15 protein-coding genes are annotated in these 21,261 nt (G+C 61.3%); 9 read left to right on the top strand and 6 right to left on the bottom strand.

Annotation, left to right across the window (positions count from 1 at the left end):
• Positions 1-15: 15 nt before the first annotated feature.
• Both LCM4573_RS04955 and LCM4573_RS04950 read right to left on the bottom strand, forming a co-directional pair.
• Entirely contained in the window at positions 16-1,497 is a 1,482-nt protein-coding gene (locus LCM4573_RS04955) for a hypothetical protein (RefSeq protein WP_071004992.1), read from the bottom strand.
• Positions 1,498-1,552: 55 nt separating this feature from the next.
• Positions 1,553-2,806 carry a polysaccharide biosynthesis/export family protein gene (locus LCM4573_RS04950; protein ID WP_071004990.1) on the bottom strand — a complete coding sequence of 418 codons (1,254 nt, stop codon included), beginning with the start codon at positions 2,804-2,806 and terminating at the stop codon, positions 1,553-1,555.
• 282 nt (positions 2,807-3,088) lie between these two features.
• Between LCM4573_RS04950 and LCM4573_RS04945 the strand changes: the two genes are divergently transcribed.
• The 7 genes from LCM4573_RS04945 to LCM4573_RS04915 all read left to right on the top strand — a co-directional run bounded on the left by LCM4573_RS04945 (position 3,089) and on the right by LCM4573_RS04915 (position 10,283).
• Positions 3,089-4,138, top strand: coding sequence for a hypothetical protein (locus LCM4573_RS04945; RefSeq protein ID WP_157895482.1), 1,050 nt, complete (start codon positions 3,089-3,091; stop codon positions 4,136-4,138).
• Positions 4,139-4,144: 6 nt separating this feature from the next.
• Complete coding sequence (epsE, locus tag LCM4573_RS04940) at positions 4,145-5,386, top strand: exopolysaccharide biosynthesis GT4 family glycosyltransferase EpsE (protein ID WP_071004985.1); 1,242 nt, start codon at positions 4,145-4,147, stop codon at positions 5,384-5,386.
• 188 nt (positions 5,387-5,574) lie between these two features.
• Entirely contained in the window at positions 5,575-6,570 is a 996-nt protein-coding gene (locus tag LCM4573_RS04935; protein WP_083347321.1) for a glycosyltransferase family 61 protein, read from the top strand.
• A complete protein-coding gene (locus tag LCM4573_RS04930; RefSeq protein ID WP_083347306.1) occupies positions 6,567-7,172 on the top strand; it encodes a serine acetyltransferase in 606 nt (201 codons plus the stop codon). Before LCM4573_RS04935 ends, LCM4573_RS04930 begins: the two co-directional genes overlap by 4 nt.
• A gap of 29 nt (positions 7,173-7,201) precedes the next feature.
• Entirely contained in the window at positions 7,202-8,830 is a 1,629-nt protein-coding gene (locus LCM4573_RS04925) for an AMP-binding protein (protein WP_071004983.1), read from the top strand.
• Positions 8,827-9,063, top strand: a complete 237-nt coding sequence (locus tag LCM4573_RS04920) for a phosphopantetheine-binding protein (RefSeq protein ID WP_244505224.1) — start codon at positions 8,827-8,829, stop codon at positions 9,061-9,063. The genes LCM4573_RS04925 and LCM4573_RS04920 overlap by 4 nt, the downstream gene beginning before the upstream one ends.
• Positions 9,063-10,283: a decarboxylase gene (locus tag LCM4573_RS04915; protein ID WP_071004980.1), complete on the top strand. Its 1,221-nt coding sequence runs from the start codon at positions 9,063-9,065 to the stop codon at positions 10,281-10,283. The genes LCM4573_RS04920 and LCM4573_RS04915 overlap by 1 nt, the downstream gene beginning before the upstream one ends.
• A gap of 21 nt (positions 10,284-10,304) precedes the next feature.
• Here the strand turns inward: LCM4573_RS04915 and LCM4573_RS04910 are convergent, their stop codons facing one another.
• Positions 10,305-11,744, bottom strand: a complete 1,440-nt coding sequence (locus tag LCM4573_RS04910) for an exopolysaccharide biosynthesis polyprenyl glycosylphosphotransferase (RefSeq protein ID WP_071004977.1) — start codon at positions 11,742-11,744, stop codon at positions 10,305-10,307.
• Positions 11,745-12,086: 342 nt separating this feature from the next.
• On the opposite strand from LCM4573_RS04910, the gene LCM4573_RS04905 reads away from it, so the two are divergent.
• Positions 12,087-13,691 carry a GMC family oxidoreductase gene (locus LCM4573_RS04905; RefSeq protein ID WP_071004975.1) on the top strand — a complete coding sequence of 535 codons (1,605 nt, stop codon included), beginning with the start codon at positions 12,087-12,089 and terminating at the stop codon, positions 13,689-13,691.
• A gap of 6 nt (positions 13,692-13,697) precedes the next feature.
• Here LCM4573_RS04905 and LCM4573_RS04900 read toward each other — a convergent pair whose 3' ends face one another.
• On the bottom strand, positions 13,698-14,900 hold the full coding sequence (locus tag LCM4573_RS04900) for a glycosyltransferase family 2 protein (protein ID WP_071004973.1): 1,203 nt from the start codon (positions 14,898-14,900) through the stop codon (positions 13,698-13,700).
• Positions 14,901-15,182: 282 nt separating this feature from the next.
• Here LCM4573_RS04900 and LCM4573_RS04895 point away from each other — a divergent pair, with 282 nt between their 5' ends.
• On the top strand, positions 15,183-15,977 hold the full coding sequence (locus LCM4573_RS04895; protein ID WP_071004971.1) for a WecB/TagA/CpsF family glycosyltransferase: 795 nt from the start codon (positions 15,183-15,185) through the stop codon (positions 15,975-15,977).
• A gap of 16 nt (positions 15,978-15,993) precedes the next feature.
• Here the strand turns inward: LCM4573_RS04895 and LCM4573_RS04890 are convergent, their stop codons facing one another.
• Together LCM4573_RS04890 and LCM4573_RS04885 are read right to left on the bottom strand one after the other, a co-directional pair.
• Positions 15,994-16,644: a 4'-phosphopantetheinyl transferase gene (locus LCM4573_RS04890; protein WP_071004970.1), complete on the bottom strand. Its 651-nt coding sequence runs from the start codon at positions 16,642-16,644 to the stop codon at positions 15,994-15,996.
• A gap of 2 nt (positions 16,645-16,646) precedes the next feature.
• Positions 16,647-21,254: a MupA/Atu3671 family FMN-dependent luciferase-like monooxygenase gene (locus tag LCM4573_RS04885; RefSeq protein WP_071005195.1), complete on the bottom strand. Its 4,608-nt coding sequence runs from the start codon at positions 21,252-21,254 to the stop codon at positions 16,647-16,649.
• Positions 21,255-21,261 lie beyond the last annotated feature (7 nt).

The raw sequence follows: 21,261 nt of genomic DNA, 5'->3' as shown, positions 1-21,261 counted from the left end.
GGGCATCTCTATCTGCTAGGTTTCTGCGGGGCCGGCGTTCCCGCGGGCCCGCCAATAGGCCGTTACTCTGCGCCGCTCCGGGGTCCAGCGCGGGATCACCACCAGTGTCTGGCCCGCGAGGGCCTGCGCGAGGTCGAATGTGCCGCGGATCGAGCCATCGAAGAGATGGGCGGCGTAGATCCCCGCAAGACCGGCGGCGCCGGCGGCGACACAGACGGCGAGCGCCAGATAGAGGCGCCGCGGGCCGGACGGGCCGGTCGGAATCTCCGGTTGCTCGACGATATCGATCTGCTGCATGGCCTGGCGCTCCTCGAGCCGCTCGCCGAGAAGCGCGGTGTCGAGCTTGGCTTGCATCTCATCCATGCTTCTTTGCAGGGAAAGCTTTTCCGCCTCGTTGGCCTGGATCTGCGCCTCGACTTCCGGAGCACGCGAGATGATTTCCCTCAACCTATTGATCCGCCCGGCGAGTTCGTTTCGCTGATTTACAGTCTGCTCCTGGCGCGGCTTGATATTGGCGATGCGCTCGGCGACCAGGATGAATTCTGCGGGCAGGTTCTTGATCTCCTCGGCCGTCGGCATCTCGGCCGCGGCAACCGGAGATGCGACGGCAATYCGGGATTGCAGTTCCTCGAAGCGTTGCCTCATCGCGCGGACCTGCGGATGGGCATCGGAATAGACGAGCGATTTGGCGGCAAGATCGGCCTCCAGTGCCGCGATCTGGGAGTGCAGACGGTTCGCATCGCTCGCCTGCTCGACACCCATGCGGAGCTGCGCTTCCAGCAGGCGAATTTCCTCGTTGAGGGCGACGATGGTCCGCTCGAAGGTCGCAAGCTCCTGTTCCTTGGCCTGGAGCTCGATCAGAATGGTCGGCATCCGGGAGGGATGGGCCTCCTTGTTTTCCTCGATGTATCCAGTCCAGGCGGCCTCGCGTTCGCGGAAACGCCGTGCCAATCCGTCCATCTCCCGGTTGAGGAAGGTCGCCGTTTCGGAAGCTCGTGCGGTGCGCAGGCGCTTGTTTTCATCAACGATCCGCGACACGAGGTCCGAAACGATCGGCGCAGTCAGGGCCGGATCGCCGTATTTGAAGCCGACCCGCACCGTCGCGCTCCTCGCGACCTGATCCGCCCCGTCGGTCATCTCGATCTGAAGCGTTATGTGATTGCGCACGATGCCTGCGAAATTGTTCTTGGGCAGGGCGTTTCTCAGTCCGGGAAAAAGATCGTATTTGTCCGCGAGCTCAAGCAGGTTGTTGCGGGAGAGCACGCGCTGTTCGATGAACTGCAGCCGGTCGTTGGAGACTGTCGGAGACACAAGGGTCGACGGGATCTGCTGGAACTCCATCAACAGCAAGGCTTCCGAGTGATAGTTTCGGGGCATGCTCAGGATGAAACCCGCTCCGGCCACAAGGGCGATCAGCACCGGCACAATGGCATAGAAGGGTTTGGCGAGCGCAACCTCGCTATAGTAGATGATGTTGCGGATCAGCTCGTTGATCATTTTCGCGCCTCATCGCGTCGCTTACGGCATTGTCTTGCTGCCATGATCCTCTCCATCATCGCGCCACCGTTTCCGTGGATTGGGTGGAGGGAGGCTCGTCCGGCCGGGATGCAGGAGCGGCATTCGCGACGGGGGCGGGCTCTACATCGCGGTAGGACAAGCGCAACAGATCCCCCGGCATAAGGGGTGTGGTCTCCGTGGCATCCAGCTCCCGTATTTCGCCATCGACGGAGCGGACGATGCGGTAGGAGAGCACGCGCCGGGCCCGCTGCTGGTTGGCCAGCGCGTTTTCTCCATAGATCGACATGATGCGGGTACTGTCGGAAAGCCTAGCCTGGGTTTCTTCCTGATCGCGCCGGGCGGCGTTGAGCTCCACGAGCAATTGGGTGTGGCGCTCCTGCCTTGCGCTTTCGTAACGGGCGTTTTCCGCAAGGCGAGCCCGATCGGCCGTCGCTATTTCCGACATCAGACGGCTGATCTGCCCCTCCAGCTCGGCGATCACGCCTTCCTGAACCATCTGCTGGGAGCTCTCCGCTCCCCCTTTTGCGACCAGCGTGGTGATGCTTTGCAGCCGGCGCTTGGCGAGGTCGACCCGCTTCGAGACCATATCAACCTGTTCGCGCAAGGCGGCGGCGTTCCTTTCGGTGAGTTCCTCGGCCTGGCGCTGAGCCCTCTCCTCCAAGGAAACCGCCTCGCGGCGGGAATTCAGGAGCGACTGCTCCTGTGCCAGCGCGGGGTTGGACGCGAGCTCCTCGGGCGTGCCGAGGGTGGTGGCTTCCTTAAGCTCCGCCTCCAGGCGCTGGATGCGGGCTTTCAGCTCTTCCAGATGCTTGCCTGCGTGCTCCACCTCGCGCTGCACGACCACGGACCTGTCCTGATCGGCGGCAAGCAAGGTGGTCCGGTAGACGCCGCCGGCGACGCTGATACCGTGCAGCACCGTCATGTCGGGGCGATGGGGATATTCGCCGGGCGTGACCACCTCGCCGGTAACGTAGATGAGCGACTGATGCTGGGCRTTCGGGCGCAGCATGATGGTGAGATTGGGAACGTCCTTGAAATAGGGTTTCAGCCGATCGAGGAGTTGAGCTTCCAGCTCGGACAGGGAGAGGTCGGCTCCCTTCAGGTGTCCGGCCAGCGGAAAGGAGAGCCAGCCATCCGGGGCGATGACGATTTCGCGGCCGAGTTCCGGCTCCTGCGCGATCCATACCTGCAGCGTATCGCCCGGCTGCAGGCGATAGGTGGTTTGCGCTGCAGCGCCGATGAACGACAGGCAAAGAAACAGGCCCGCGAGACTCGTCCTCCCACGCATTCAATCACTCCAGATGATTATTTGCAGAACCCCTGCCCATCCCTCCGGGGATAGGGTGACCAATATTACGGCGGCGCCCGACAACTGGAAACGAGGCACAAAGGAGTACGCCTCGGCTTTTGGATATAGCCCGAATGGATGAGGCTGAACGTCATGCTCGCGCCTTTAGGGTATGGCGGTCCGCCCAATCGTAAGCTTGTGAAATCGAACTGCCGGCACAACCATGTGGTCCCATAGACGCGCGTGAACCTGCGATAGGTCGCGGAGGCGGAGCGACGGAGAATGAGCTTTTCAAGAATGTTCGCGATTGCCTGCGCAAGTTCGACAATATTCTCGATTGCCGTCGGGGCGGCCATGTTCAGACCGGAAACTATCGAAGTTCACCCTTCCTCCGGGCCGCAGCAGCCTTTCCTGTCTTCCGACAAGGGGCATGCGCTGATTTCGGGACACAGCCTGACGGATCGCCCCTTTCCCGATTATCTGAGCGAAATCGCAGGCAATGCCGGCATTTCCATTTCATGGAAGATGCAGCATGCGAACGGTTCCTCCATCGGCCAGCGGCTCGCGGGGAAATTTCCGCGTCTCGATGCCAGGCCCTACGATCTGCTCATCATCACGGAGCAGCATGGGCTTCTCGATTCGCTTGCATGGCACGATACGGWTTCCTCCCTCTACCGGTTCCACAGCGACTTCATCGCCGCCAATCCTGCCGGATCCACCTATTTCTACGCGCCATGGATCAGCCTGGCGGACAGGAGCAATCCCGCCGACTGGATCGACTACGAGCGGCAAGCACTGCCGGTCTGGCGCTGTGTCGCGGAGCGGGTGAATGCCGAGATCGCGGCGACCGGGCGTCAGGACCGGGTGCGTTTCATCCCAACATCTCTGGCGCTTGCGGAACTTGTCGAACGCCYCATGTCCGATCCCGCCTTCGGCGGCTTCGAGGATCGGGATGGCGCGGCCCGCATGGATGCAATCTTTGCCGATACGGTTCATCTGACACCACTCGGGGCTTACTACGTGGCGGCGGTCAGCTTTGCGACGATCTATGGCCGCGGGATGGACGGGCTTTCTCCGCCGCCGATGCTGGATGCGTCTCAGGCCTCCGCGCTACGGACGTTTGCGGCGGAGTTCGTGAGAAATTATCGGGTTGAAGCGTCGGGCGATGCCGCGGATTGCGCCAAGCCGGTCCCGCTTGCTTTCGTGCTGCGATACATGGCCTACACGGCTCAGATCGAGCGAGCCGACGAGCGCGGCCGTCTGATGAAGCAGCTTCACCGCCTGAAGAACACGATCCATTTTGCCTGGCGGTTCAGAAATGGACTTGGGTGAGCATCGATGACCCAGAAGATCGGTTTCTTCATACCGGAGTTTCCAGGGCAGACCCACATCTTTCTCTGGCGGGAGCATCAGGCCCTGGCCGAACTCGGCATAGAGGCGGAATTCGTTTCCACTTCGCATCCGCCGAAGGCCGTGGCCTCGCACTCCTGGGCGGAGGAAGCCCGCGGGAAGACCAGCTATCTCCTTCCCTTCGGTGCGCGTGATACGCCTGCCGTGCTCGGGGAGTTGATGCGGGCGGGGCCGAGCGGGATAGGCCGTAGCCTCGCCGCGGCCGCGAGCGCCGAAGTCAGGTCTCCAGTGGGTCGCTTGAGATTATTGGCGATGATACCGGCTGCCGCCAAGCTTGCCTGGTTCGCGCGCCGCGGGCAATGGACGCATATTCATGTGCATTCCTGCGCCGATGCTGCCAATGTCGCAGCTCTCGCGTCGCTTCTTTCGGGGATACCTTACAGCCTGACGCTGCATGGGCCGACGCTGGAAGGATACGGACCCAACCAGCCGCAGAAATGGAGGAACGCCGCCTTCGCGACGGTGATTTCAAGGCGGCTGTTCGACGTCGTCAGCGAGCGGCTGAACGGCGCCAAGCCTTCCCGGATCGCGATAGCGCCCATGGGCGTGGATCTCGATCAAATACACCGCAGCCGACCCTATGTTTCCTGGAAGCCGGGCGAGCCGTGCCGGATCTTCACGTGTGGCCGGCTCAACCCGGTAAAAGGCCACGACATCCTCCTCGAAACCGTGGAAATGCTGCGCGAGCGGGGTATCGATGTCCGCCTGCAGATTGCCGGGGAGGACGAGCAAGGTGGCCGCGGCTATCGCACGACGTTGGAAGCTATGATCCGCGACAAGCGTCTCACGGAAAGTGTCGAGCTGCTTGGGGCGGTTTCCGAAACACGGGTTCGGCAGGCTCTGGAAGACGCGCATATCTTCGCGCTCGCCAGCCTGGACGAAGGTATTTCGGTCGCCATCATGGAGGCGATGGCTATGGAACTGCCGGTGATCGTGACGGATGTAGGAGGAAACAGCGAACTCATCGACCACGGGGTGGATGCGATACTGGTTCAGCCCCGGCAGCCGAAGGAAATGGCGGATGCGATAGAGGAGGTGCTTGGGAACGAGGATTTCTCGCGCCGCCTCAGGCAGGCCTCGCGGGCCAAGATCGCCGCCCGCTTCCATCATCGGATCAGCGCCCAGGCGATCGCCGGTTTTCTGCGGCAACAGGAACCGACGCATGCCTGATACATCGAAATGAGTAGGCCGATAGCCCAATGGCTACGGCGAAAGCCGCGGCAACTATGCGATTATCTTCATGAGGGCGTGGAACAAATGGAGGCGTGCTTCTGCTCATTGCGCCCGATAAACGCAGCGGAGACAATGAGTTGATTTCGTTTCGGCCCATCGTGCATTCGTTCAGGAAAGCCGCCGGCATGCCCTTCCCGGATATCGAGGCGGTTGCCTCGGAACGCTGGACGATCGCACCGGCCACCAAGCGTTTCATTCCTCCAGCCAAGTTCCTGCCCCAGCATCTCGACCGCATCCGCGGCGCGGAGTTCGGTTCCGTTGCCGAAGTGCTGAAAGGCTTCCGGGGGAAATACGAAACCACCCAGGAGGCGACGATCGGCTATCGGCTCAAGGATGTCGATCTGATCGATGGCGTGCTCTATGCGCGAAACGCTTCCAAGAGCCTGAGGCCGCGGGCCCGGCGACTGCCCGTCTATGCTCCCCCGAAGGACACTACCAGCGGCGCGCTCTTCGAGAGCTGGATAGGCAATCGCTGGTTCGGCAATTGGCTTTCCGATGATTGCCTGACCTATCCATTGGCGGAGGAATACGGCACGCCGGTCACGACACGGCCGATCACGCGCGGCCATGAACCGCAATATGCGCAGAAACTGGACCTGAGGCCGATCTATGTCGGCGACATCCATTTCGACGAACTTATTCTCTTCCGGGACAAAGGTCAGAACGAAGGAAAGAAGAAGCGCGCCCTCGATATCAGGGAAAAGCTGCTCGCCTCGGCCAAGCCTTCCAGTCACCCCGGCGTATTTATTCTCAGGGGCGACAAGGGCGACCATCGCATCTTGTCGAACGAGACGGAGATTGCCGAGCAGTTCGTCGCTCGTCACGGCTTCCGGATCATCGATCCGCTCGCCTCATCCGTCGATGATATCGTCAGCGCCTGTGCCGGTGCCCGCGTCGTCGCAGGCGTCGAGGGTAGCCATCTGGTTCATGCGCTCACCGTCATGCCGCAGGATGCCAGCCTTTTCGTGATCCAGCCGGCGGACCGCGTGGTCTCCGTTCTCAAGGTCATCACGGATCGTCAGGGGCAGGGCTTCGCCTTCGTCGTGGGCGATGGAGATCGCAGGAACTTCCGTGTCGAGTGGAGTGATATCGAGCGAACAATGGAGCTGGTGCACGCATGATTTCGCGGCTTCTCATGATCGCCTCCCGATCAGATACGGCCGAGCCGCAGAAGGCGGACTCGTTCCGGGCAGAAGTCCGTAAGGATTTCGAGCGGCATGGCGGTACGGTTTTCAACGCCGGCTTCATCACGCTTCTCGTATATCGCTTCGGCCGTTGGGGGGAGGAACGCCGGGGCGCCCTTCTCCGCAAGGTCTGTAGGAAAATCTACGGCGTGGTCAGCGCCATCGTCGCAACAATCACGCGGGTCTGGATCCCGGCACAGGCGACGTTGGGCGAAGGGTTTCACATCATCCATGCAGAGGGGTCGATATCCATCCATCCCGGCGCCGTGATCGGAAAGCGATGCGGCGTCATGCACAATGTCACGATTGGAACGAACATGACTGCGGGTGCGCCGACGATTGGCGACGACGTCTTCATCGGCGTGAACTCGACCATTCTCGGCGAAATCCGCATCGGCGACCGGGTTCGCATTGCCGCCAATACGGCGGTTACCACCGACATTCCCTCGGATTCGATTGCCGTGGGTTCGCCCGCGAAGATCTACCCCCGTCTTGGACCATTTCTGAGCCGGGCCGGAAAGACCGATACGGATACCTGAGAGCCGCCGATGCAGGCGAGGAGCCGCTCATGAACGCACTGACGACAAGCTTCTATCAGCTTCTGGCCGACAATATCGACATGCGACCCGGCAAGCCGGCGGTCATCGATGGCAACCGGGCGGTGAGTTATGCGGCGCTGGCGTCGGAGGTGGATCGGCTGGCGGGCTATCTTCAGGGCCGCGATATCCGGCCGGGCGACCGGGTGATCGTACATCTGCGCAAGAGCGTAGCCGAAGTCGCCGCCATGTTCGCGGTGGCGAAAGTCGGCGCGGTGATCGTCAACGTGAATACCCAGTGGACGGTGGAACAGCTCGAATACGTTGCCAACGATTGCGGCGCGCGGCTGATGATCGTCGAGGCCCGAACTGCCGAGGCGCTGGCCGTGCGAAGGCTTCCCAGCACGGTGGAGAGCGTGCTCGTCCGGGGAAAGCTGCCGGCCGAAGCGGTGTTCGATGCCTGGGATCATCTGCCCGACGATCTGGCGGGCGACGAGATACCGCGGCTTGATACCGAGCTTGCGATGATCATCTACACGTCCGGCTCCACCGGAATGCCGAAGGGGGTGATGCTCACCCATCGCAACATCGTTGCGGGCGCGCGCTCGGTGGCGCGCTATCTCGGGCTTCGCGAGGACGAGCGGCTGTTGAGCGTACTGCCCTACAGCTTCGACTATGGCCTCAATCAGCTCACCACCATGATGCTGGTCGGCGGCACGGTGGTTCACCAAGCCGTTTCCATGGCGGCCGAAATCATCCAGACGATGCAGAGGCACCGGGTCACCGGCGTTGCGGCCGTGCCGCCGCTCTGGAGCCAGATCGTGCGCCTGCTCGCGGAAAGACCGGCGGAATTTTCCGATCTCAGGCGGATCACCAATTCCGGCGGCAAGATATCGCTCAATATCCTGCAGGAGATTCCGCGGGTGTTTCCGGATGTCGACGTCTACCTGATGTACGGGCTGACCGAGGCCTTCCGATCGACCTATCTCGCGCCGGAGAAGTTCCGGCGTAAGATGGGAGCGATCGGACAGGCGATCCCCGGAGCGGAAGTCTATGTGATCAAGCCTGGCGAGGGTATCGCCCATCCCGGCGAGCAGGGTGAACTCGTGCATCGCGGGCCGCTGGTGAGCCTCGGTTACTGGGGCAAGCCGGAGGTGACGGAGCAGAAAATCAGGCCCTGTCCGGAACTCTGGCACCTGATCGGTGACGAACCGGTCGTCTATAGCGGCGATATCGTCAGGATCGATGCCGACGGAGATCTCTGGTTCGTCGGCCGCAATGACGCGATGATCAAGACGAGCGGTTTCCGCCTGAGCCCCGACGAGATCGAAGACCTCATCTGCCGCAGTGGGGTGATCGCCGAGGCGGTGGCGTTCGGCGTCGATCATGAGGATCTCGGGCAGGCCGTTCACGTTGCGGTTACGCCCATCGGCGGCTTCGAAGAGGAGGCGCTGCTGCGCTACTGCCGCCGCGCCATGCCTTCCTACATGGTGCCTCACCGGTTCCATGTCTGGCGGGAAAGCATGCCGCGCACATCGAGTGGAAAGCTCGCGCGGCCGGAAGTGGTTCGCCTCTGCCGCGAATGGATGCAATCCGGCGGCCCGGCCGAGATCGGCGCGCTGGTCAATCCCGCAAATATTGAGATCAGGGAGAACGTATGATGGCGCTTACCCATGGAAAATTGCTCGCTTACCTGAACGATACGCTTAGCATCGGAGACGCGGATAGCGAGATTGAGCTCTTTTCCTCCGGCCTTCTCGATTCGGTCTCGATGGTGAACCTGCTTGCCTTCATCGAGGAGGCGACGGGCACGGCGATCCGCGGGGAGGACGTGACGCTCGAGAATTTCGATACGCCGGCCCGAATCCTTCGCTTTGCCGAAGCCATCGTCTGATGAACCACACCTCGGCGCTCGATGTCTGGCTTCAGAGTGCGGCGGCGTCCTTCGGGACGCCCKCCTATGTCTACTTCACGCAAGCGATCGAAAGCCGTTCCAGGCTGTTGCGGGAGGCGTTCGAAGGTCGGTTCGCGCTGAGCTTTGCCGCAAAGAGCAATCCCAATCCAGCGCTACTCGCGTTCATGAAAAGCCAGGCCGAGTTTCTCGACGTATCCTCGATCGGCGAATTCAGGACGGCGATCTCCGCCGGCTGGGAGCCGGGCCGGATCAGTTTCACGGGCCCTGGAAAGCGAGACTTCGAAATCCGCGAAGCGATCGGGGGCGGGATCGGTGAAATGATCCTGGAATCGATTCGGGAAGCTTACCTGGCCGACGAAGCGGCGCGCAGCGTGGGGCACGTGCAGGATGTGCTTGTCCGGATCGCACCTCCGGTGGTTCCGAAGGGATTTGGCGACCAGATGGCCGGCAGGCCGTCGGCTTTCGGCATCGATTGGGAGGATGTATCGAGGGACCTGCCCGGGATCGCGGCGCTTCCCAACCTGCGGATTGCCGGCCTGCATATCTATGCGGGCACGCAATGCCTGAAGCCGGAGGCGATCTGCGAGAATTACCGGAATTTCCTCAATATCTTCCGAGAGGTTTGCGGCCGCTATATCCCGCGCCCGGCAAAGCTGGTTTTCGGTTCCGGCCTCGGCATTCCCTATCATGACGGTGATATCCCGCTCGATCTTAAGGTCGTCGCGGAGGGTATCGCAACCGAGCTCGACGCCCTCAAGGCCGAACCRCAATTCGCGGATACGCGCCTGATCCTGGAGCTAGGGCGTTATCTTGTGGGTGAAGCGGGATATTTTCTGACGCGCGTTGTCTCGATCAAGGAGTCCCGCGGTGTGAAGATCGGCATCTGCGATGGCGGAATGAACAATCACCTGCCGGCATCCGGCCATTTCGGAATGGTGATGCACAGGAACTATTCGATGCACAAGGTCGGAGGGCAAGGGGAGACCGAAAAGGTCAATCTGGCAGGCCCGCTCTGCACGTCCATCGACCGGCTGGCCATCGGCGTCGAACTTCCGCAGCTGGAGGAAGGCGATCTCATCGCTATTCACAACAGCGGCGCCTACGGGCTGACGGCCAGCCCCATCCACTTCATCAGCCATGCGGCACCGCGGGAAATCCTGATAGAGCCTTCGGGGATCCGGGACGTCAGCCGGCTTTGAATGGTCTGATTTTTCTGGCGCTCAATAGGCCTTGCCGGAATGGCAGACTTGGACCGTTRTTCGCGCGATGATCTTCATATCCAGCCAGAAGGACCAGTTGTTAATATACCAGAGATCGTGGAAGACGCGTTCTTCCATCTTCTCGATATTCGGCGTTTCCCCGCGGCAATTGTTGATTTGCGCCCAGCCGGTGAGCCCCGGCTTCACGTGCCGCCGGAAGGCATATTTGACGATCTGGGCATCGTAGAGATCGTCATGAGCGAGCGCATGGGGACGAGGGCCAACGATCGACATTTCCCCGCGAAGGACATTCCATAGCTGCGGCAGCTCATCGACGCTGGAGGCACGGAGCACTTTTCCGAGCCGCGTCACGCGCGGGTCGTTTCGGGTGGCCTGACGGATGTCGCCGCCGTCCTCCATGACGGTCATGCTGCGGAATTTCAGAATGCGGAAGGGACGGCCCCCATATCCCTTGYGGTACTGCCTGAACAGCACCGGCCCCTTGCTTTCCAGTTTAATGGCGACGGCGACGGCGGCCAGCAGCGGCAGCAAAACCAGAAGTGCCGTCAGAGAAAAGACGATGTCGAATATGCGCTTGGTGCCGCGTTCATAGAAATTCAGCGGCGGGCGCTGGGTCTGGAATGCAGTCGTTCCCCCGATCTTGCGGGAAGGGGCGCTGGTGAGGCGGCCGACGACGCCATCGAAAGTGACGTTCACGGGCAAGGCGGAGCGCCTGAGTTCGCCGAGATAGAGTTCCAGATCGGCGACATTCGGATCGCGCCATATGATGAAGACCTCGTCCAGATGCTCGGCCAGACCCCGCTTTAATCTCTCGATCGAATCCGCCGCCAGCAGGCTGTCTTCGGAAAGGCGCAGAACCTGGGCCACGGTCATGCCGCTTGCCCTGGCGCCGAGCTGCCATTGCTCGACCGAAAAATCCACGGGGCAGATCAGCAGCACGCGCTTCAAGCGGAAGGAGGCGGAGGTGGCCGCCGAGGGCAGGTACCAATGCCAGAAGTAGCGTGTGCATATGAGGCCGGCGATGGACACGGCGGCCGTGACCAGTGTTGCCCCCCGCGAAAACATCGTGCCGATCTTCAGAAAAAAGATGACGGTCAGAAGAAAGGCCAGCACGCTCGGGATCAACACGCATATCAGGCCGATTTGCTGTCTGCGAAGCTGTATGCTTTCCGGGCTGTAGGCCTGGCTGCTGTGCATGGCGAGCACGAAGATCATCGATAGGACAAGTCCGGTGCCGATGAAGAGCGAAGGGTCCGGAGTGGACCGGAAGACGAGGTAGTCGTAGCCCGTGAAGCCGATCGCGCTTGCTCCGAGAAGATATAAAAAATCCACGGCGGCGGCGACATAGGGGATCACGCCATAGTCGAGCCCGCCGCGCTGCGGCACCTGTTCAAGTGGGGAATGGTGCACTTCGTTTTTGGGCTCGATCGGCGTCAACATCGTAAACAATCCCTTAACGGGACTAGAAGTATCATTGTCTACGAAGCGGAAACAACGTATCCGAGCTACACCTTAGGAAGTATAGTTTTAGGGTAAATCTTTGTCTCCGACGTTCTTTTTCCGGAGGCTGGAGCTAAACGGCTTATGGGGTATTCGGTATTTAGTTTTAAATCGTGATAAGTGGACACAAATTGCAATGTTTTTTATAACCACGCTCAGGTGAAATCCTTCAGGTCGTCCAAGCCGGATCGCGGCTGCTCCAAAGACGACCAAAGGGCCGGGCCGTCCGAGGAGAGGGCAACGCCAAGGCTCTGAAGCCTCTATCCTGCAAGGGAGGCGCATATGGAGTTGGAGTGGGACGTCGCCATAGTCGGTGCCGGCATGGGCGGTGCGGCGCTCGGTTACTCGCTGGCAAAGGCCGGGCACCGGGTGCTTTTCATAGAAAAGGGTCTCTCTAGGTTTTCACCGGATGTCGAAGACGACCCCGACACCTTCGATCAGGAGGCTCGCCTGAAAAACGGGCGCTGGCCGCAGCAGATATCCGGCATGGTGGACGCCCGTCCGGTGCGCTTCTTTCCGGCGCTCGGATGCGGCGTCGGCGGATCGACTCTTCTCTATGCGGCGGCTCTCGAACGCTTCTCGCCAAGCGACTTCGACATCATCGACAGCCAAGGCGAGCCGGCCTGGCCGATCCGCTACGAGAGCCTTGATCCCTATTACCGCATCGCGGAGAGACTGCTGCAAGTCAGAGGCAGCCAGGACCCGCTCGAGCCGCCCGCGGAACTGACCGAGCCGCCTCCGATGACCGCATGCGACCAGCATTTCTTCCAGTCCACCCGGTCGAACGGCATGCATCCGTATCGGGTCCATACGGCCTGCCGCTATGTGGATGGATGCGATCAGTGCGGCGGCATCGTCTGCCACAAGGCCTGCAAGCAGGACGCCCGCAGCGCCTTCATCGAGCCTGCGCTGGCAACGGGAAATGCGATGATCCTCGATCGATGCGTCGTGGAGCGCGTCGAGGCCGACGAGAAGGCAGTCAGCGCGCTCTCGTGCCGGAAGGACGGAGAGACACTTTCGGTGGCGGCGAAGCTATATGTCCTGGCCGCCGGGGCCCTGTCGACGCCCTTGCTGCTTCTCAATTCCGCAAACGGGTTCTGGCCGAAAGGGCTCGCCAATTCATCCGATCTCGTGGGACGTAATCTGATGTTCCATATTTCCGATTTCTTTGCCGTCTGGCCGAGGGGGCGGACGCGCGTGTCGGAGCCCGGAAAGTCGATCGGCCTGCGCGATTTCTACGAGCACCAGGGTTCCAGATTCGGCGTCATTCAATCGACCGGGCTGACCGCGACGACCAGCAATGTCCTGCATTTCCTGAGATCCGTTATCGACCGCCGCGGCTGGCATTGGTTCAAGCCGCTGATGCCATTCATGCGCGCGCCGGCGATGATCGCCGCCCTGATCTTCGGGAAAGCGACGATATTCGCTTCGATCATGGAGGATCTGCCTTATCCGGAAAACCGCGTGCGGCCCAATGTTCAGGAACCCGGCGCGATCTACTTCGAATATACGGTTCACAAAGAGCTGCGCGAGCGCATCCAGGCATTCCGACGCCTTTATCGGAGGGCTTTCGAGCGGCACAAACTGGTGGTGCTGAACAGCGACGTCAACCTGAACTACGGACATCCCTGCGGCACCTGTCGTTTCGGCACCGACCCCGCAACCGCGGTTCTGGATGCCAACAACCGCACCCATGATCTGCAGAATCTCTACGTCGTGGATGCGTCCTTTTTCCCCACGAGCGGCGGCGTCAATCCCAGCCTGACGATCGCGGCCAATGCCCTGCGGGTAGGCACGCATATCGCTGCCGAACTCACCGCCATCAAGAGCGGCCCGAAAGCCGATGCAATTTCGGCGTCGGCACGGTGCCCGACATCCTGTTCGTGACCGCGCTCAGGCGCCGGGAAACCTCTCGCGGTCGGTCCTGACCCAGGTTGCGCTACCGGCTGCGATGGCCTGGTGTGGGTAGAGCTTCAGCTTTGTCAGCGCGAATCCCGGCAGCCTTCCGAGAGCATCCAAGGGGAGCACGTCCCTTCCCCAGATCCACCACGCGGTTATCAAGGCCGCGCTGAACGACATCAAGCTGACGGCGGAAACCAGCAGAGGCAAAGTAGTACCGCCAATTGCCGCAAGCAGAGCTGCCGCCGCAAGCGACAGCAAGAGAAGGGCGGTCAGCAGCGTCACGGGCGGGACGAGGGCGTCCAGAACCAGGAGAAGATAGTTCGGACTGCGAAAAGTATCGGGGTCGAAGAGGGCTGAAAGCAGAGGCTTCATGAGCGCAAAACGGCCTGCTTCCCAGCGGGTTGCCTGCGTTTCCAGCCCTTTCTTGGTGCAAGGGAATTCGCTGGTGACTACCGCCTCATCGCAATAGCGGGGTTCGTGGCCGGCGCGCGCGAGGTCTAGGCCGAGCTTCATGTCCTCCACCAGGTTCCCGCTGGCCAGCTCCGCTTGCCGCAGCACCTGCCAGGGAAATGCCATGCCGGAACCGGTCAATTGCGCCGGAAGCCCGAGCGTCGACAGTCCGCGAAGCCTGATCCGGTTCTTCAGAAGAACGGCGAACTCCGACACCGCGATACCCGCCCCGGCGCCCCTAGGGGCGCTCAGCAAATAACGCGACTGAACCGGCTTGCCGGTCGCGGAGGCCATTGAAACAAGGCGATCGAGAGCATCCGGGTGCAGACGGCAGTCGGCATCGACGATGACCACGACTTCCGCCGGTGTTGCCGCAAGATAATTCATGCCGGCATCCAGAGCATATCCCTTGCCGCGGCGCATCACATCGTTGCGCTCGACCACCTCGGCGCCGGCGCTGCGGGCAAGAGCGGCCGTGTAGTCCGTGCAGTTGTCAGCAATCACGATAAGTCGATCGCCTTCCCGCATTCGGTTCTGAATATCGAGCACGGTATCGGTGATATTCAGTTCTTCGTTGTGAGCGGGCACAAGGATTGCAGCCGACGGTCGGTGATGAACGGGTATATTTGTTCGATTTTGCTTACTAATACTCCCGGCGATACACTCTATGACAAAAATGGCTGTCGGAATAAACAGCGCGATAGACAGCATGATAGCCGTGGAACTCAGRATGTAATGCAGCATCCCGGATCGCCTTCAGGCTTAGATTTCCATGCATTCATCATAGTCGAAGGATGCAGCTTTCTTAGCCAGCTGCGCTACGCCGTTCGAGTGATCGGCGGCTCATCCTTTTTGAACCAGCGGGGAAGCAGTAGCGCCTTTCTACCCCCATTTGATATGCGCCGGGGAATTGAGACGCCATAGGCGATCTCCCTAGAATAACCCAATCAAAGCAATGTTTTAGTTGAACGGTACCCGCCCCCGACGGGTGCCGTGTGGATGCATTGTGTGGGAAGGGGCAGGACTATGACTGTTATTGATGTTCCGTCACCGGACCTGGATTTCCTCGACCGTGAGGGGCGGCGGCATTTCATGGGCGCGCCATTCGATTACCTCACGGCCGACGCCGTTCTCGCGCTTCTGCGCCAGGCGGAGCCGCAGATGCCGTTCCGCTACATCGTCACGCCGAATGTCGACCATGTTGTCCGCTTGAAGGGTAATGACGAAATTCGACGTTACTACAGCCGGGCATGGCTGTCGCTCTGCGACAGCCGGCCGATTTCGGGTTTGGCCTGGCTGCTGCGCTTCCGGTTGCCGGTGGTCACCGGTTCCGATCTCACCGCAAGCATTTTCAGAACAGTCCTTTGCGATGGCGATCCGGTTACCCTCATCGCGGCCAGCGACGGCATCGTTCGCGATCTCCGGGCCGCTTATCCGAAAGTGAGATTCCGCGCGCACATGCCGCCTCAGGGGGTGTTGCACAATGCCGAGGCCTTGCGGGCTTGCGTGGAATTTGCAGCCGGCGCCGAAGCCCGGTTCGTCTTCATCGCGATAGGGTCGCCTCAGTCGGAAAAGATCGCCTATGAACTATCGCTCCGGCCCGATGCAAAAGGGATCGGGCTCTGCATCGGTGCATCGCTGGAATTCCTCGTCGGGGCAAAGAAGCGGGCCCCGATCTGGATGCGCCATTCCGGGCTGGAGTGGCTGCACAGGCTGGCATTCGACCCGAAGAGGCTCTGGCGGCGATATGTCTATGCGGTTCTTCCCCTGGCCCGRCTTTTCTCGCACGAGCTCTTCGGCCGCAGGCAGCGGATCGGATAGAAGTGCCAAAGTCTGATTAGCGGAGCATCGCGCCGGCGGCGATGTGGTCCTCGAAGAATCTTATCCTGCCGTCCAGTCGATCACCGTGTCTGAAAGGCAGAACATCGGCTTCGAAATATGCGGAGAACCGTTTTTCCGGCAAATCCAGTTCAATTCGCAGCACGTCAAAATCGAAGATCGATTTCGTAATCGGATACTGACATTTATATGCACTTTCCTTGGCGCAGAAGATGACCTTCAGCAGCAGGCCTCGTTCACCCGCGGGCCGGTGGGCAAGCCATTCGCGCTCGCGGATTGTGCAGATCTCTTCCGCGAAAACCTCTTCCAGCGGCGAGGTCTCCTCGATATCTAGACCGATTGCCGTTATGCCGTCCGAATGTCGGGCAACGGCGGCTGCGCATCTGGTGACCGAATGGCTGATGCTTCCGGTGATGCCTTCCGGCCAGATCGGCGTCCTGTCGGCGCTGACCGGAATTGCCGCAGCCGGCAGGCCGAGCGCATCCATGGCCTGCCTGGCGCAAGCACGACCGGTGGAAAATTCCAGCCGCCGGCGATAGACTGCGCCGGCGATCGCGGCCCTTTCTTCCGGATAAAGCATGCCGATCCTGTGCGGGAGAACCGCTTCGCTCACCGCCACCGCGGGATCGAAAAGGTTCGCGAGCAGCATTGTCAGGGCCGGACCAGCGCCGGGCGTCGTTCCAGCGCGTTCCGCCGCATTGCTGCCCGCTCCGCCGCTCTTCCCAACTGCGCATTCGCTTTGCTCTGGCCGGAAATATGATCGGCAAGCAGCGCCACAGTCGGAAAACGGAAGATATCCGTGATCGTCAGGTCCGGCGCGAGCCTTGCCTTTATCTCGCGGTGGATCTGGACAGCCAGCAGCGAGTGGCCGCCGAGCGAGAAGAAGTTGTCGAAAATGCCGACCCGGTCCAGTCCGAGCGCCCGACTGAACACGTTGCCGATCTCCTGCTGGAGGCTGTTGGCAGGCTCCGTGAAGGTGACTGCCGCCGGCTGTGCCTTTTCCGCCGGTGCGGGCAGCCGATTGCGATCCACCTTGGCATTCGGTGTCAGCGGGAAGGTTTCCATCGTCACGAAATGCGAGGGTATCATGGCATCCGGCAGAGCCTCGGCGATATGCGCGCGTAGCGCCTGCTCGCAGACGGGCGCGCCCTCCGTCCGGATATAGGCAACCAGCCGCGGGTCTCCCGGCACATCCTTGCGGGCGACCACCACCGCCTCACGAATGCCGGCGAAGGAGCCGATCCGCGCCTCGATCTCCCCGAGCTCGATACGATAGCCGCGTATCTTCACCTGATGGTCCGTTCGCCCGAGGAAATGCAGGACGCCGTTCTGCTCGAAGCGGGYAAGATCGCCGGTGCGATACATCCGACCTTTCGAGAACGGGTTGGGCAGGAAGCGCTCGCTCGTGAGCTGTTCGCGATTGAAATAGCCGCGCGCAACGCCATCGCCGCCGATATAGAGCTCTCCGATATCGCCGGGCGGCACCGGCTTCAAAGCGCCGTCGAGCACGTAGAGCTGAGTATTGGCGATGGGTCGGCCGATCGGAACGATACCGGTCGAGGACGTGGCGGCGAATGTCGAGGACCAGATCGTCGTCTCCGTCGGGCCGTACATGTTCTCGATCGTGGCGTCCGTCACCGTCCTCAATGCGGCAAGCTGAGACCCCTGCAGCGCCTCCCCTCCCAGGAACAGGTGCCGGATATCGGCCAATGCCGCGCGGTCCTGATCCACCATCATGAACATCCGCGCCATGGAGGGCGTGCATTGCAGATGGGTGACGGCATGCTTGCGGATTTCGTCCGCGAAGCTTTCCGCCGGTTCGTCAACTGCCGGGCTGTGGTTCAGCCGAACCACGTCTGCCAATAGCCCCAGACGCTCGAGGACTATGCCGTCGGGCAGCCCGAAATCGATCAGGCAGGCGATCTCGTCGACGCCGGCCGCCTTGACCTGATCGAGCCGCGCCATGGCATCCTCTATGGTGCCGAACAGGCCGCTGTCCTCGAAATAGCGAAGAAAGGCGAATTCCAGTATGGCGTCCATCTCTTCTGGTGAGAGCGATTGGAGATCGATATCCATCGGCTGAGAGATGCCCTGTGGCTTCTTGAAGGCCGGGAAAGCCCAGGCATATTGCTTGATGAGAGCCGCCGCGCTGCGCAGGTATTCCTTCATCGGGTCGCGTGCGAGGTCGCGAACCTCCTCGCGATCGCGACCGAGAAGGGTGTGCAGCATCAGCGTGACCTTATGGTCCGCCGGGTTGCGGCCGGTTTCGGCCAAGGTCCGCCTATAGATCGCGATTTTTTCGGCGAGCTCCTCAACCGATTGCCCCAGCAGATGGGTCAGCACGTTGGCGCCCAGTCTCGCGGCTTCGCGATAGCTTTCGGGATTGCCCGCCGTGGTCAGCCAGACGGGAAGCTCCTTCTGAACCGGGCGAGGCTGGGTGAGGACGTCGACCGTGCCAGTGCCGAAATCGAAGCCCACGCGTTCACCGCGCCATAGCTTGCGCACCGTCTCTATGTCGCGGATGAGGCTTGTCTTGTTCTTCGGAGGCGCGTTTTCCGGGCGCAGCACGAAATCCTCCGGCATCCAGCCCGAGGCGAAGGCGAGCGCCACCCGACCATTGCTCAGGTTGTCGATGACGGCCCATTCCTCGGCCACGCGAGCGGGATGGTGAAGCGGCAGAACGCAGCTGCCGGCCCGGATCGAGAGATTTTTCGTGACTGCGGCGACTGCGGCTCCGGTTACCGCTGGATTGGGATAGGGACCGCCGAAAGCATGGAAGTGGCGCTCGGGCGTCCAGATGGCATCGAAGCCGTTCGCATCCGCGAACTTCGCTCCCTCGATCAGAAGGCGATATTTTTCCGGTCCCGCGCCGCCGTCATTGCCCCAGTAGAAGAGGCCGAAATCGAGGTTCGTGCCCCCGCCGGCGGAAGATGTGCCCTTCGCCTTGGCTTCGAGCACTTCCGAGGAATGGATGACGACCTTGAAGCCACGCGCAAGCGTCCAGAAGAGTTCGAGAACGGAGATGTCGAAGGAGAGGCTGGTTACCGCGAGCCAGACATTGCGCCGATCGGTCTCGAGCGGTACCCGCTCGTCCATGCCGGAGAAGAAGTTCACGACATTGCGGTGCTCGATCATGACGCCTTTCGGCAATCCCGTGGAGCCGGACGTGTAGATGACATAGGCGAGATTATCGGGCGCGACGCCGCTCGACGGGCGGTTCGCTGGCGGTGCGCTTTTCAGAACATCCTCGACGCACAGGAAGCTGGAGCCGGCCAGTGTCGCGGAGTTCGCCATGCGCCGTTCCGTCAGCACCAGCCTTGCCTTGCTGTCCTTGATCATGAAGGCGAGCCGGTCTGCCGGGAAATGCGGATCGAGCGGGATATAGGCGCCACCCGCCTTCATGATGGCGAGCGCGCCGACGACCAGATCGAGCGAACGCGGAAGATAGAGCCCGACCGTCGTGTCCGGCCCTACGCCCTCTGCACGAAGCGCCTCGGCGATGCGGTTGGCGCGTTCATCCATCTGGCGATAGGTGAGGGAGCGGCCATGGAAAGCGAGCGCTTCGGCATCCGGGGTCAGGTCGACCTGACGCTCGATGAGTTCGTGGACGCAGGCGAGCTTGTCATATTCCCGTTCCGTACGGTTCCAGTCGTAGAGGACTGTATTCCGTTCATCATTCGACATCAGAGGCAGTTCATGAAGCGGGGTGGATCGCTGTTCGAAGGCTGCCGCAAGCACGGCGAACCTTGCCGCCAGTTCCTCCGCTCGTGTTTGATCAAGGCGCGTGCGGTCGTAGAGCAGATCGGCTTTCGTTTCGCCGAGCCGGAATGTGAGCGCGCAGCCCGGCAGGGCAGCCGCGTTTGCCGGAGTTCTCGTGTCCACGACGCCGGCCGTCAGTTGCGGCGCATGGAGGCTGGGATAACGTTCGATGAGATCGAGCGGGTAGGTTTGCCGCTCGTCCAGGTCTTTCAAGGCTTGGCCGATCGATGCGACCAGACTATCGACCGAAGCATGTTTCGCGGGATCGACATGGAGCGGCAGGCGTTCGGCGAAATATCCGGGATGGCGGGCACAGAAATCCGCRAGGCCGTCGTTTGCATAGGCAATATCGAATGCAGCTTCTCCCGAAAGGCGCATCAGGAAGGCGGTGACAAKCGCAACCCTGTCTTGCCGTGTGAAACCCTCAGGAAGGGAAAGCGGAATTGCCGCGATATCCGGAGCAGCACTTGCCTCCCGGCCTTTGACATAGGGAAGGGAAATGTCGGCCGCATTCTCCAGCTTGCGGCAAAAGAATGCCTCATTCGGCGTGACGGTTGCGAGGGCCTCGGACAGGGAAATCCGCTCCGGCTCGTTGAGGATCGGCAAGCGATCACCTGCGTGCAAGACGGACGAGAGCAGGACCTCCGTCCCATTGTTCTTCAACACGGCTTCGAGATGAACCGGCATGTCGGCGGTTCCGACTGTCAAGCCATCGGGGCCTACCGACAGAACTAGGCCAGGATTATTTCTCAGTTCACTGTCGAGAATACGCAAGCTGATGACGGTGAAGACATTCGCGCCGAACCGCACCTTGGGCGTGGCGAGCGGGTTCAGATAGGTGGCGCCGAAATCCAGACCACGCACGAGGCGGGAAAGCTCGGCCGCCGGCCGGGTGAAATCGAGCGTGCCGGCTGCCTCGGGGCGCTTCAGGCGCTCGTAATAGGTTCTTGCGGAAAAATCCTGCCGCTGTGGCCGTAGCGCACCGCGTTCGATATCCTCCAGCATGGCGGAGAAAGTCGCCATGCCAGCCTCGAAGCATTTCGTATTGAGCGTGAGCGCGGTCTCGTCCGGGCTGATCTCGAAATCCTGCTGGACGTAGATATCGCCCTCGTCGATCCCGTCATTGATCGCGTGCCATGTCACCCCGTGCCGGTACCGTCCTTCGAGGATCGCCCAGGCTGGCGTGTTGAGGCCGGCGGTGGCGGGCAGCAGGCCATCGTGAAAATTGGCCGCGCCGAGGCGGGCGTGCTGCCAGGCAGTCTGGGKAACAATCCTGAGATTGGCGATGCTGAAGAGCCAGTCGTAGTCGTGCCGGGTCAGCTCCGAGGCATAATCGCCGTCCTGCGCGACGATCGGAATGCCCTGAGCCGAGGCCCAGTTCTTCACCGGACCATTCGAAGTGACGACGGCCTGAATACCGTGCCCGCGTGCCTTCAGGATTTCCGCGCACTGGACGAGCAGCAGCCCGCCCCCGATCAGAACACACTTCAGCTCGCCCATGAAAGTC

The organism is Rhizobium sp. LCM 4573 (genome assembly GCF_001854865.1).
In the GTDB taxonomy this organism is placed as follows: Bacteria; Pseudomonadota; Alphaproteobacteria; order Rhizobiales; family Rhizobiaceae; genus Neorhizobium.
The sequence above is the reverse complement of the archived record's forward strand: the minus strand, read 5'-3'. Positions and strand labels throughout refer to the sequence as shown.

Bases quoted from the DNA above. Each gene is read 5' to 3' on its own strand.
- epsE (WP_071004985.1), top strand. From the start codon at position 4,145: ATGACCCAGAAGATCGGTTTCTTCATACCGGAGTTTCCAGGGCAGACC.
- LCM4573_RS04935 (WP_083347321.1), top strand. From the start codon at position 5,575: ATGCCCTTCCCGGATATCGAGGCGGTTGCCTCGGAACGCTGGACGATC.
- LCM4573_RS04930 (WP_083347306.1), top strand. From the start codon at position 6,567: ATGATTTCGCGGCTTCTCATGATCGCCTCCCGATCAGATACGGCCGAG.
- LCM4573_RS04925 (WP_071004983.1), top strand. From the start codon at position 7,202: ATGAACGCACTGACGACAAGCTTCTATCAGCTTCTGGCCGACAATATC.
- LCM4573_RS04920 (WP_244505224.1), top strand. From the start codon at position 8,827: ATGATGGCGCTTACCCATGGAAAATTGCTCGCTTACCTGAACGATACG.
- LCM4573_RS04905 (WP_071004975.1), top strand. From the start codon at position 12,087: ATGGAGTTGGAGTGGGACGTCGCCATAGTCGGTGCCGGCATGGGCGGT.
- LCM4573_RS04890 (WP_071004970.1), bottom strand. From the start codon at position 16,644: ATGCTGCTCGCGAACCTTTTCGATCCCGCGGTGGCGGTGAGCGAAGCG.